Annotated in this window: 9 protein-coding genes and 2 pseudogenes; 2 read left to right on the forward strand and 9 right to left on the reverse strand. The window is 71.6% G+C overall.

Features of this window, described 5'->3' with window-relative positions; genetic code table 11:
• From NCC78_RS18685 to dnaE, 8 genes and pseudogenes are all read right to left on the reverse strand, one after another.
• Positions 1–335: pseudogene (locus tag NCC78_RS18685) on the reverse strand (transcriptional regulator); the annotation flags it as partial.
• A 77-nt stretch (positions 336–412) separates the two neighbouring features.
• Entirely contained in the window at positions 413–1,429 is a 1,017-nt protein-coding gene (locus NCC78_RS18690; protein ID WP_250795936.1) for a branched-chain amino acid ABC transporter permease, read from the reverse strand.
• Positions 1,426–2,307 (reverse strand): branched-chain amino acid ABC transporter permease, encoded by an 882-nt coding sequence (locus NCC78_RS18695; protein ID WP_250795937.1) that lies wholly within the window; start codon positions 2,305–2,307, stop codon positions 1,426–1,428. The genes NCC78_RS18690 and NCC78_RS18695 overlap by 4 nt, the downstream gene beginning before the upstream one ends.
• Before the next feature lie 7 nt (positions 2,308–2,314).
• A complete protein-coding gene (locus NCC78_RS18700) occupies positions 2,315–3,571 on the reverse strand; it encodes an ABC transporter substrate-binding protein (protein WP_250795938.1) in 1,257 nt (418 codons plus the stop codon).
• Between the two features lie 37 nt (positions 3,572–3,608).
• Positions 3,609–4,301 (reverse strand): ABC transporter ATP-binding protein, encoded by a 693-nt coding sequence (locus NCC78_RS18705; RefSeq protein ID WP_250795939.1) that lies wholly within the window; start codon positions 4,299–4,301, stop codon positions 3,609–3,611.
• Positions 4,288–5,049 carry an ABC transporter ATP-binding protein gene (locus tag NCC78_RS18710; RefSeq protein ID WP_250795940.1) on the reverse strand — a complete coding sequence of 254 codons (762 nt, stop codon included), beginning with the start codon at positions 5,047–5,049 and terminating at the stop codon, positions 4,288–4,290. The genes NCC78_RS18705 and NCC78_RS18710 overlap by 14 nt, the downstream gene beginning before the upstream one ends.
• Positions 5,050–5,391: 342 nt before the next feature.
• Positions 5,392–6,429 carry an aminotransferase class V-fold PLP-dependent enzyme gene (locus NCC78_RS18715; protein WP_250795941.1) on the reverse strand — a complete coding sequence of 346 codons (1,038 nt, stop codon included), beginning with the start codon at positions 6,427–6,429 and terminating at the stop codon, positions 5,392–5,394.
• 170 nt (positions 6,430–6,599) lie between these two features.
• Entirely contained in the window at positions 6,600–10,130 is a 3,531-nt protein-coding gene (gene dnaE, locus NCC78_RS18720) for a DNA polymerase III subunit alpha (RefSeq protein WP_250795942.1), read from the reverse strand.
• A 219-nt stretch (positions 10,131–10,349) separates the two neighbouring features.
• Here dnaE and NCC78_RS18725 point away from each other — a divergent pair, with 219 nt between their 5' ends.
• A complete protein-coding gene (locus tag NCC78_RS18725) occupies positions 10,350–10,895 on the forward strand; it encodes an RNA polymerase sigma factor (RefSeq protein WP_250795943.1) in 546 nt (181 codons plus the stop codon).
• Positions 10,896–10,976: 81 nt separating this feature from the next.
• Positions 10,977–11,525: a hypothetical protein gene (locus tag NCC78_RS18730; RefSeq protein WP_250795945.1), complete on the forward strand. Its 549-nt coding sequence runs from the start codon at positions 10,977–10,979 to the stop codon at positions 11,523–11,525.
• A gap of 7 nt (positions 11,526–11,532) precedes the next feature.
• Here NCC78_RS18730 and NCC78_RS18735 read toward each other — a convergent pair.
• A pseudogene (locus NCC78_RS18735) lies at positions 11,533–12,057 on the reverse strand (serine/threonine protein kinase); the annotation flags it as partial.

Below are 12,057 nucleotides of genomic sequence, written 5' to 3' on the forward strand. Positions count from 1 at the left end.
GCGTGCAGGCCGAGGCAGTGGAACTCGTGTTCGGCGCCGGCGAGCAGGACGCCGCCGGTGGGCAGGGTCCGGCCGCGGTCGCGCCGGAACACGTCCAGCCCGACCCGGACGCCCTCGGAGAGGGCGTGCTCGACGGCGATCTCGGTGGCGGTGCGGCCCGGCAACGCGGCCAGCAGCGGTACGCACACCTGCTCCCACAGCGCCGGCACGCCCCAGTCGCCGGCCAGTTCGATGACGAGCGCGGCGACCCGGTTGCCGTCCAGGTCCTCGGCTGCCAGCGAGAGGCGCTTGCGCGCGGTCGCCACGACCTCGGCCGGCATCGGCTCTGTCAGCACCAGACGTACCCCCGGGTAGATGGTCACTACCAGGGGGTTCGCTGGAAGGGCGCTGTACGGATGCGCCCCGCGTGGGATTACCGGCGGCGCGCTGCCATCCGGCGCAGCGCCAGGGCGGCCGCGCTGCCCCAGATCCCCCGCCGGAACAGGAGCACGACGAGGACGAAGATGCCGCCGGTGACCAGCCCGATGGCCTCGAACCCGGAGAACGACAGCCAGTCCTCCAGCAGGACCACGACGCCGGCGCCGAGCACACCGCCCCAGAGCGTGCCGATGCCGCCGAGCACCACCACGATGACCGCCTTGCCGGAGGTGGTCCAGTGCAGCACGTCGAGGGAGACGAACCGGTGCCCGACGGCGAACAGCCCGCCGCCCAGCCCGGCGATGAAGCCGGAGAGCACGAACGCGGTCAGCTTGTAGCGGTGCACCGGGTAGCCCAGGGCGCGGGCCCGGGCCGGGTTGTCCCGGATGCCGACCAGCACCCGGCCGAAGGGCGACTGCACGATCCGCCACGCGGCGGCGAGCCCGAGCAGCACGATCGGCAGGATCGCGTAGTAGAAGTAGTAGTCGTCGGTCAGGTCGAGACCGAACAGCTCGCGGGGCACGCCCTGCAGGCCGTTCTCGCCGCGGGTGACCGAGCGCCACTCGTTGGCCACGTAGTAGACCATTTGCGCGAACGCCAGGGTGACCATCGCGAAGTAGATACCGGTCCGCTTCACCGCCAGGTAGCCGATCGGCACCGCGAGCACCGCCGCGGCGAGCGCCCCGGCCAGCACGGCGACCGGGAACGGCAGGCCGGCGTGGATCGCCACCAGACCGGTGACGTACGCGGAGGTGCCCCAGAACGCGGCGTGCCCGAAGGACATCAGCCCGGTGAAGCCGAGCAGCAGGTCCACCGCGACGGCGAAGAGCGCCCAGCAGAGGATGTCCACCGCCACGGCCGCGTAGAGCCCATTCGGTAGCCAGAGCGCGACGGCCAGCCCGACGGCGAGCAGCGCGTACCGCACCCAGCCGGGGGCGCGGGCGACGGTGACCAGCCCGGACGGCACCGCCGGGCGGGCGGCGTCGGCCGGGGTGTCGACGATGCTGGTCATGCCGGTGCCTCCTCACGGCCGAAGAGCCCGGCCGGGCGCCAGAGCAGCACCACGGCCATCACGATGAAGACGATCGTCTGCGACACGATCGGGAAGGCGGACAGGTACGCCTCGCCCCACGCCTGGACCAGGCCGATGCCGAAGCCGGCGGCGACCGAGCCGAAGATCGAGCCGAGCCCGCCGATCACCACCACGGCGAAGACCACGATGATCAGGTCGGCGCCCATCAGCGGGTTCACCGCCCGCATCGGCGCGGCGAGCACCCCGGCCAGCCCGGCCAGGCCGATGCCGAAGCCGAAGACCGGGGTGACCCAGCGCCCGACGTCGATGCCGAACGCGCGGGTCAGCTCGGGCCGCTCGGTGGCCGCCCGGACCACCATGCCGATCCGGGTGCGGGTGAGCACCCACCAGACGCCGACGCAGACGGCCAGCGCGAAGCCGAGGATGAAGACCCGGTACGCGGGGAAGTCGAAGATGCCGAAGTCGACCGTACCGCTGAGCGCGGACGGAGTGGCGTAAGGGCTGGACTGCACGCCGTAGCGGAGCTTCACCAGGTCCTGAAGGATCAGGGTCAGCCCGAAGGTGAGCAGGAAGTTGTAGAGCGGGTCGAGCCGGGTGAGCCGGTGGATGAAGGCCCGCTCCAGCGCCATGCCGAGCAGGCCGAGGCCCACCGGCATGATCACCAGCGCCGCCCAGAACGGCACGCCCGCCTCGGTGAGCAGGACGTACGCGCCGAACGCGCCGAGCATGTAGAACGCCCCGTGAGCGAAGTTGACCACCCGCAGCATGCCGAAGATGACCGCGAGCCCGAGGGCGAGCAGGGCGTAGAACGCCCCGCTCACCAACCCGTTGAACGTGTTCTGAAGGAAGCCCGTCATCGGCCCGTCACATCTTGCAGTCCGACGACGGGGCGCGGAACGCCTCGGCGGCGGGGATGGTCTTGAGCACCTTGACGTAGTCCCACGGCTCGCTGACCTCGGACTGGGGCTTCACCTGGGCCAGGTACGCGTCGTGCACCACCCGGTGGTCCTCGGCGCGGATCTTGCCGTTGCGCAGGAAGACGTCCTCGACGGTCTTGCCCTCCAGGTTCTTGACCACGGCGTCGGCGTCGTCCGTGCCGGCGGCCTGCACGGCCTCCAGGTACTGGGTGGCGGCGGAGTAGTTGGCCGCGTGCGCGAACGTCGGGCGGGCGTTGGTCTCCTTCTGGAAGCGGTCGGCGAACTCCCGGTTCTTCGCGTCGAAGTTCCAGTACCAGGCGTCGGTGTAGGTGGTGCCGGCGAGCGCGGCCGGGGTCAGCGAGTGGATGTCGGTGAGGAACATCAGCCCCACCGCCAGCCCGACGCCCTTCTCCCGCAGCTTGAACTCGTTGTACTGCTTGACGACGTTGACCAGCTCCGCGCCGGCCTGCATCGTGCCCAGCACCTGCGGCTTCGGGTTCAGCGTGGGCGCCTTGAGCAGGAACGTGGAGTAGTCGCCGCTGGTGTTCGGGAACGGCGCCCCGTCCTTGCCGACGACCGTGCCACCGGCCTGGGTGATCGCGGCGGAGAAGCTCTTCTCCATGTCCTGGCCGAAGGCGTAGTTCGGGTAGAGGATGTACCAGTTCTTGCCGATCTGCTCGGTGGTGGTCTTCCCCGTGCCGTTGGCCAGCATGTAGGTGTCGTACGCGTAGTGGAACGTGTACTTGTTGCAGCTCTTGCCGGTCAGGTCCGTGGTGGCCGCGCCGATGTTGAAGTAGAGCTTCTTCTTCTCCTTCGCCACGTCCGCGACCTTGAGCGCGGCCGAGGAGGTCGGCACGTCGAGAATGAGGTCGACGCCCTTGCGGTCGTACATCTCGGCGGCCTTGCTGTTGGCGATGTCGGGCTTGTTCTGGTGGTCGGCGGTCTCCACGGTGATGTCCTTGGTCACCGCCTTGTCGCCGTGCTTCGCCTTGAAGTCGGCGATGGCCATCTCCACGGCCTTGACCGAGTTCTTCCCGGACAGCTCGGAGTACGCCCCCGACTGGTCGTTGAGCACACCCAGCACGATCTTGTCACCGGTCAGCTTCTGGTCCCCGCCCGACTGCGGACCACCGCCACAACCGGCGACCAGCACCATCGCGGCCGCCGACGCGGCGGCCACACCCACTGTCCTACGCATGCTCATCCCTCCACCCCGCGCACCGCGCGGGTCATCGTCAACATCAGATACCGAGGTACGACAGCAGCTCGCGCTCCCGCGAGCGCACCTCGGAGTTCTCCATCGCCTCCACGACGCGTCCTTCGGCCAGCAGGTAGTGCCGGTCGGCGACGCCGGTGGCGAAGTGCAGGTTCTGCTCGACCAGCAGCACGGTCACCCCGTGCTTCTTGGCCTCGCGCAGGAGGTCACCGACCTGCTGCACGAGCAGCGGCGAGAGCCCCTCGGTCGGTTCGTCGCAGAGCAGCAACCGGGCGCCCATCCGGAGCACCCGGGCCAGGGCGAGCATCTGCTGCTCGCCGCCGGAGAGCATGGTGGCGGCCGACTCGCGCCGCTCGTACAGGGCCGGGAAAGCCTCGTACACCCGCTCCAGCGACCACGGGTCGGGGCCGACGGTCGGCGGGAGGGTGAGGTTCTCGGTCACGCTGAGCGTGGCGTAGCTGCCCCGGTCGTCGGGGACCCAGCCGAGGCCCAGCCGCGCCCGCCGGTGCGCCGGCAGCTTCCCGACGTCCCGCCCGTCGAGCTCGACGGTGCCGCGCTGGCCGGCGTGCAGCCCCATCACGCAGCGCAGCAGGGTGGACTTGCCGGCACCGTTGCGCCCGACCAGGGTGACCACCTCGCCGGCGCCGACGTCGAGGCTGACCTCCCGCAGCACCTGCGCCTCGCCGTACCAGGCGGACAGGTTCTCAATGCGCAACATCAGCGGCTCCCAGGTAGGCGGTGATCACGCGCTCGTCGGCGCGCACCTGCTCGTACGGGCCCTCGACGAGGACCTTGCCGGCCTGCAGGACGGTGACCGTGTCGGCGAGTCGGCCGACCACGCTCATGTTGTGCTCGACCATCACCACGGTCCGGCCCTCGCGGACCCGGGCGATCAGCTCGACGGTGCGGTCGACGTCCTCCAGCCCCATGCCCGCGGTCGGCTCGTCGAGCAGCAGCACCTTCGGGTCCAGGGCGAGGGCGATGGCCAGTTCGAGGGCCCGCTTGCGCCCGTAGGCGAGGGCCTCGGCGGGCGCCTCCGCCAGCTCGGCCAGCCCGACCATGTCGAGCAGCTCCCCGGCCCGGTCGGTGTAGCGCCGCATCAACGTCGCGGAGCGCCAGAACTTCCAGCCCAGCCCGCTCGACGACTGCAACGCCAGCTCCACGTGCTCGCGGGCGGACAGCTGCGGGAAGAGGCTGGTGATCTGGAACGATCGGGCCACGCCCAACCGGGCGACCCGCTCCGGTGGCAGGCCGGTGACGTCCCGGCCGGCGAGCTCGATGCGTCCTCCGCTGGGCCGCAGGAAGCCGGTCAGCAGGTTGAACAGGGTGGTCTTGCCGGCGCCGTTCGGGCCCACCAGCGCGTGCACGCTGTCCGGCGCGATGTCGAGGTCGACCCCGTCGACCGCCCGGAAGCCCCGGAAGTCGCGGGTCAGCCCACGAGCCGACAGGATCGCTTGCCCGGCCATCGCCAACTCCTCCGCAGGTTACCGGCGACGACCGGGTCGGTGACAGAGGTCACAGGGTCGTCGCGTGGAGGAAACCTACGGGGCACGGCCGGAGTGCAGCCATGTCGACGCACCACACTTTCCGGCCGACCGGCGCGGGGACCGCCGACATGAGCACCGGTCCGGGGGTGGCCGGGCGGGATCGACATGGGTGAGCGGATGGCTTGCGTGACCGCTCCCATGTGGCCCGGCCACCTGACCAGCGCGGGCATGGATGTCGCGGCCGGGCCACCGCGGGGGTCACCGGGCTGGGCGGCCCGATGAGTACGGCGGGGTGGCCGACGGGCCGCAGCGGCGGGCCGCTCAGCCGGTCAGCGCGGCCACGGCCAGATCGACGTCGTCGTCGGTGGAGTAGACGTGGAAGGAGGCGCGGACCCGGCCGGCGCGCACCGCCGCGCGGACACCGGCCCGCTCCAGCTTCTCCTGCGCCCCGGGCACCTCCACCGTGACGATCGCGCTGTCGCCCGGCGGCCGGCCCAGCCCGGCCAGGAACCGGTTGGCCAGCCCCACGTCGTGCGCGTGCACCGCCGCCACGCCGATGTCCAGGAGCAGCTCCAGGGCGGGAGCCGTGCCGACCCAGCTGAACCAGGCCGGGGAGATGTCGAAGCGGCGGGCGTCGTCGGCCAGCCGCAGCGGCGGGCCGTAGTAGGAGGCGTGCGGGTCCCGGCCCGCGAACCAGCCGGCGGCGTCGGGGCGCAGCCGCTCGCGCAGCGCGGGGGCCAGGTAGGCGAAGGCGGAGCCGCGGGGCGCCATCAGCCACTTGTACGCGCCGACGGCCACCACGTCGGCCAGGGCGCCGTCGAACGGCAGCCAGCCGCACGCCTGGGTGGCGTCCACCACGACCAGTGCCCCGTGCGCCCGGGCCGCCGCGACGATCTCCTCGTACGCGGCCACTGTGCCGTCGGCCGACTGCACCAGGCTGAACGCGACCAGGTCGGTGTCGGCGTCGATCGCGTCGACGAGCCCGGCGAGCGGGACCGTGCGCACCTGGACGCCCCGCTCGGCCTGCACCTGCCAGGGGAAGAGGTTGGAGGTGAACTCGACCTCCGGCACCAGCACCGTCGCACCGGCGGGGAGCGCGGCCGCGACCGGGGCCAGCAGCTGGGAGACGGTGCTGCCGATCGCCACGTCGGCGGCCGGCACCCCGATCAGCTCGGCGAAGGCGGCCCGGGACCGGTCGACCGACCCACCCCAGCCCTCCCAGGAGGTGCGCCCCATCCGCCAGTCGGCCAGCGCGTCCTGCAACGCCGTCCAGCCCGGCTCGGGCGGCAGCCCGTAGCTGGCGGTGTTCAGCCAACCCGGCTGCGGTTGCCACAGCTTCTGCGCCTGCTCGATCTCCACCCCACCGACGCTAGCCACCGCCGCCGGCGCCCGGCACGGCCAATCCCTCGGCGGTGGCCCGGACGTGACCGTCGACGCGACCGGCACGGCGCCCCGCCCCCGCGCGTCGGCCCGGCGGGACGGCCCGGCAGCGCAGAGGTCCAGCGGGACGCCCCGGCGGCGGCCTGGGGTCAGGTGACGTTGGCGGGGCCGAGGACGCTCTTCAGGTCGCCCATCAGCGCGGTGGTCGCCGCCACCCGGAACGGGCCGAGGCGCAGCGTGGTGGTCTTGCCGCCGTTGAGGAGCTTGACGTGCACCTCGGTGTCGCCGGGATGCAGCACCAGGGTCTCCTTGAGCCGTTCCACCAGCGGCGGCGTGCACCGGTGCACCGGGATGGTGAGGGTGACCGGCTTGTTGGTCGCGCTGGTGCTGACGTCCGGCATGGACATGTCCATCGCCATGATCCGCGGGGTGTCGTCGCGGCGGTCCACCCGCCCCTTGACCACCACGATGGCGTCCTCGGCGATGTACTGCCCGATCACCTCGTAGGTGTTGGGGAAGAACAGCGTCTCCACCCCGCCGGCCAGGTCCTCGAGGGTGGCCGAGGCCCAGGCCCGGCCCTGCTTGGTGACCCGGCGCTGCACGCCGGAGAGGATGCCGGCGAGGGTGACCACCGCCCCGTCGGGCACCGCGCCCTCCTCGGCGAGCGCGGCGATGGTGGTGTCCGCCGCCGCGCCGAGGATGTGCTCCAGGCCGAACAGCGGGTGGTCGGAGACGTACAGGCCGAGCATCTCGCGCTCGAAGGCCAGCTTGTCGCGCTTGTCCCACTCGCCGTCGCCGATGGTCGGCATCGCCACGTTGCTGCTGGCCTCGGCATCGCCGAAGCCGGCCCCGAACAGGTCGTACTGGCCGGCGGCCTCGTTGCGCTTCACCCCGGCGTACGCGTCGATCGCCTCGGCGTGCACCGCCAGCAGCGCCTTACGGGAGTGCCCGAGCGAGTCGAAGGCCCCGGCCTTGATCAGCGATTCGATGGTCTTCTTGTTGCAGACCACCGCGTCCACCTTGGACAGGAAGTCGTAGAAGTCGGCGTAGTCGCCCTTCTCCGCCCGGCAGCGCATGATCGCGGCGACCACGTTCGCGCCGACGTTGCGCACCGCGGCCAGACCGAACCGGATGTCCTTGCCGACGGGCGTGAACGGCCCGGCCGAGGTGTTCACGTCCGGTGGCAGCACCTGGATCCGCATTCGGCGGCACTCGGACAGATAGAGCGCCATCTTGTCCTTGTCGTCACCGACCGAGGTGAGCAGCCCCGCCATGTACTCGGCCGGGTAGTGCGCCTTGAGGTACGCGGTCCAGTAGGAGACCAACCCGTACGCGGCGGAGTGCGCCTTGTTGAAGGCGTAGCCGGCGAAGGGCACCAGGACGTCCCACACCGCCTGGATCGCCTCGTCGGAGTAGCCGCGCTCGCGGCAGCCGTCCCGAAACGGGATGAACTCCTTGTCGAGGATCTCCTTCTTCTTCTTGCCCATCGCCCGGCGCAGCAGGTCGGCCTGACCGAGGGTGTAACCGGCGAGGATCTGCGCGGCGCGCTGCACCTGCTCCTGGTAGACGATCAGGCCGTAGGTCGGCTCCAGGATCTCCCGCAGCGGCTCCTCCAGCTCCGGGTGGATCGGGGTGATCTCCTGGAGACCGTTCTTGCGCAGCGCGTAGTTGGTGTGCGAGTCGACGCCCATCGGGCCGGGCCGGTACAGCGCCAGGACGGCGGAGATGTCCTCGAAGTTGTCCGGCTTCATCATTCGCAGCAGCGAGCGCATCGGCCCGCCGTCGAGCTGGAACACGCCGAGCGTGTCGCCCCGGGCGAGCAGCTCGTAGGCGGCCTTGTCGTCCAGCGGCAGGGCCAGCAGGTCGAGCTGCTCACCGTGGTTGAGCTTGATGTTCTTGACCGCGTCATCGATGATCGTCAGGTTCCGCAGGCCGAGGAAGTCCATCTTCAACAGCCCGAGCGACTCGCACGTCGGGTAGTCGAACTGGGTGATGATCGCCCCGTCGGCGTCCCGGCGCATCAGCGGGATGTGCTCGATGATCGGTTCGGCGGACATGATCACGCCGGCGGCGTGCACACCGGTCTGCCGGATCAGCCCCTCGATGCCCTTGGCGGTGTCGATGACCTTGCGCACGTCCGGGTCCGACTCGTAGAGGCCACGGATCTCGCCGGCCTCGGCGTAGCGCGGGTGCTTCGGGTCGAAGATGCCGGTGAGCGGAATGTCCTTGCCCATGACGGCCGGGGGCATCGCCTTGGTGATCCGGTCGCCCACGGCGTACGGGAAACCGAGCACCCGGGCCGAGTCCTTGATCGCGGCCTTCGCCTTGATCGTGCCGAAGGTGGCGATCTGGGCGACCTTGTCCTCGCCCCACTTGTCGGTGACGTACTTGATGACCTCACCGCGCCGACGCTCGTCGAAGTCGATGTCGACATCCGGCATGGAGACGCGTTCCGGGTTGAGGAACCGCTCGAAGATCAGGCCGTGCGGGATGGGGTCCAGGTCGGTGATGCCCAGCGCGTACGCCACGAGCGAGCCGGCGGCCGAGCCGCGGCCCGGACCCACCGCGATGCCCTGGTTCTTGGCCCACTGGATGAAGTCGGCGACCACGAGGAAGTACGACGGGAAACCCATCTGGTTGATGACGCCCAGCTCGTACTCCGCCTGGACGACGTGCCCCTCCGGGATGCCGCCGGGGTAGCGGCGGGCCAGGCCGGCGAAGGTCTCCTTGCGGAACCAGGACTCCTCGGTCTCCCCCTCCGGCACCGGGAAGCGGGGCATCAGGTTGTGGAACTCGAACATCCCGGTCGGGTCGACCTTCTCGGCGACCAGCAGGGTGTTGCGGCAGCCCTGCTGCCACAGCTCGGAGGTGTCGACCGCGCGCATCTGCTCGGCGGACTTGATGAAGTAGCCGCCGCCCTCGAACCGGAACCGGTTGGGGTCGTCGATGTTGCTGCCGGTCTGCACGCAGAGCAGCACGTCGTGCGCCGTGGCCTGGGCCTCGTGGGTGTAGTGCGAGTCGTTGGTGACCACCGGGGGGATGTCGAGCTTGCGCGCGATCTCGGTCAGCCCGTCGCGGACCCGGCGCTCGATGGAGAGGCCGTGGTCCATGATCTCCAGGAAGTAGTTCTCCTTGCCGAAGATGTCCTGGTAGCTGGCGGCGACCTTGAGGGCCTCGTCGAACTGGCCCAGCCGCAGCCGGGTCTGCACGGCGCCGGAGGGACAGCCGGTGGTGGCCATGATGCCCTCGGCGTGCTCGGCGATCAGCTCCATGTCCATCCGGGGCCACTTCACGTAGTGGCCCTCCATGGAGGCGCGCGAGTTCAACGTGAAGAGGTTCTTCAGGCCCGCCGCGTTCCGCGCCCACATGGTCTTGTGGGTGATCGCGCCGTTGCCGGAGACGTCGTCGCTCTTCTGCTCCGGCCGGCCCCACTTCACCCGCGCCTTGTGGTAGCGCGACTCCGGGGCCACGTACGCCTCGACGCCCAGGATCGGGGTGATCCCGGCGGCCATCGCCTGCTTGTAGAAGTCGTTGGCGCCGTGCATGTTGCCGTGGTCGGTGATCGCCACCGCCGGCATGCCGAGCCGGTTGGCCTCGGCGAACAGGTCCTTGAGCCGGGCCGCCCCGTCGAGCATCGAGTACTCAGTGTGCACGTGCAGATGCGCGAACGAATCGCCCATGCCTGGCGCCCCCCGGGTCGGTTCATGGGTTGGTCGAGGTCGGTCGGCCCACCCTACCGAGATTCGATCAGTGCCTGCGAGAGCCGCGCGGACGGACCTCGGAACAGGTGGCGGAGGTCTCTTCGACCAGCGGAGTCGGCTGCCGGACTCGCCGGTGTGCACCGCGTGACGGCCGCCGTACGCTGGGCGCAACGGCACCGGCGAGCATTGGACACCGCCATGCCTTTCGGAGACGACATCGACGCCCTGGCCCGGTCCGCGTCGCGCGGTGACGCGGCGGCGCTGGACGCCCTGCTGGTCGCGGTGCGGCCGGAGGTGCTACGGCTCTGCGGGCGGTTCCTGCCGAACCGGGAGGACGCCGAGGAAGCCTGCCAGGACACGCTGCTGGCCCTCGCCCGGGGCATCACCCGGTTCGAGGGGCGGTCGTCGTTCCACACCTGGCTGCACCGGCTGACGGCCAACCGGGCCCGGTCCACGTACCGGGTGCTGCGGCGACGCCGGGTGCTGGAGGCGGGCGGCGTGCCGCTGCCCGACCGGGCCGACCCCCGTCGCACCAGCGTGGTCGCCGGCACCCGCCTCGACCTGCTCGACGCGCTCGACTCGGTACGCCCGGACCTCGCCGAGGCGGTGACGTTGCGTGATGTCCTCGGGCTGAGCTATCGCGAGATCGCCGCGCTGCTCGACCTACCGGAGGGGACGGTGAAGTCCCGGCTCCACCTCGCCCGGCAGATGGTCCGGCAACGGCTCGGCGACGATCGGAGCTGAGTGGCGTTCCGACGGCGAACGGAACCGGTCGCGGCGGCGACCAACAGGGTGACCGACCCACCCCCGACCCAGGAGCCCACCATGCACGCCGCCCCGAACCGCCGGCTCGCCGCCGCCGTCGCCGCTGTCGCCGCTGTCGCCCTGACCGTCCCCGCCGCCGCCTGCGGCACCGGGCCGGTGTCGCCGCTGCCGGTCCAGCCCGGCTCGACCAGCCCGACGCCGGCACCCACCCCGACCCGGTCCGCCGCCCCGACGGCCACGCCGACCACCGTCGCGCCGACCACCGCACGCGCCGTCCCGGCACCGCCCCGGCCGACCAGACCCCGGGGTACGCCCCGACCGGCCCTCACGCCGACTGCGCTGCCCGCCACCTGCCAGGGCGCCGTCCGGTACGACCTCCCGCTGGCGGAGACCGAGCTGGAGCTGCTGAAGTCGCTCTGCTTCGCCACCGGAGCGGTGCTGCGGATCCAGGGCATCGGGCCGGGCCTGGTCACCGTGGACCGGGAGGACCTCGTCTCCCGCAACTACGCGGGCGGGGTGGTGGACATCCGCTTCGTCCGCCCCGGCACGGTCGCCGTCATGATCCCGCAGGGCGGACGGACGCACACGATCACGGTGGTGGTCAGGTAGCCCGTCCTCACCGCACCCGCACCCCGGCGAGCAGGGCGTCGACGAAGTCCGGCCCGCTGTCCGCCGGCGGTGCGACCTGCACGTACACCAGGCCGGCGCGGCCGGGGCCGAGGCCGGCGGCCTCGACGACCACCGGCCTGCCCCGGTCACAGCCGAACGCGACCACGACCCAGTCGACGCCCGCCTGCCGGGTGGCCCGGGTCGGCTGGGCGACGCAGGCGGCGTGCGGGCGCTCGGCCAGGAAACCGGCCGGGGTGGTGCGCGCGGCCGTACTGGCGGAGAGCCCGACGAACGCGCCGGGCAGCGTCGGGTCGGCCGCCCACCGTCGCGGGTCCGGGGACATCACCAACGCCGGTTCGAGGGTGCCGTCGTCGCCGTACTGGCCGGCCCACTGCTCGCCGGTGGCGCGCCACCCGGCCGGCAGGGTGACGGTGATCGGCCCGCTCGTGTACGTGGCGGCGGCCGGCCGGTCGGTCCCGGTGACGGTGCCGCCGACCTCGGCGGCGGTGGTGCCGCCCACCGCGGCGAGGGC

This window comes from Micromonospora phytophila (assembly GCF_023656545.1).
Lineage (GTDB): Bacteria > Actinomycetota > Actinomycetes > Mycobacteriales > Micromonosporaceae > Micromonospora > Micromonospora phytophila.

Bases quoted from the DNA above. Each gene is read 5' to 3' on its own strand.
- NCC78_RS18710 (WP_250795940.1), bottom strand. From the start codon at position 5,049: ATGGCCGGGCAAGCGATCCTGTCGGCTCGTGGGCTGACCCGCGACTTC.
- NCC78_RS18695 (WP_250795937.1), bottom strand. From the start codon at position 2,307: ATGACGGGCTTCCTTCAGAACACGTTCAACGGGTTGGTGAGCGGGGCG.
- NCC78_RS18705 (WP_250795939.1), bottom strand. From the start codon at position 4,301: ATGTTGCGCATTGAGAACCTGTCCGCCTGGTACGGCGAGGCGCAGGTG.
- NCC78_RS18725 (WP_250795943.1), top strand. From the start codon at position 10,350: ATGCCTTTCGGAGACGACATCGACGCCCTGGCCCGGTCCGCGTCGCGC.
- NCC78_RS18730 (WP_250795945.1), top strand. From the start codon at position 10,977: ATGCACGCCGCCCCGAACCGCCGGCTCGCCGCCGCCGTCGCCGCTGTC.
- dnaE (WP_250795942.1), bottom strand. From the start codon at position 10,130: ATGGGCGATTCGTTCGCGCATCTGCACGTGCACACTGAGTACTCGATG.
- NCC78_RS18690 (WP_250795936.1), bottom strand. From the start codon at position 1,429: ATGACCAGCATCGTCGACACCCCGGCCGACGCCGCCCGCCCGGCGGTG.
- NCC78_RS18700 (WP_250795938.1), bottom strand. From the start codon at position 3,571: ATGAGCATGCGTAGGACAGTGGGTGTGGCCGCCGCGTCGGCGGCCGCG.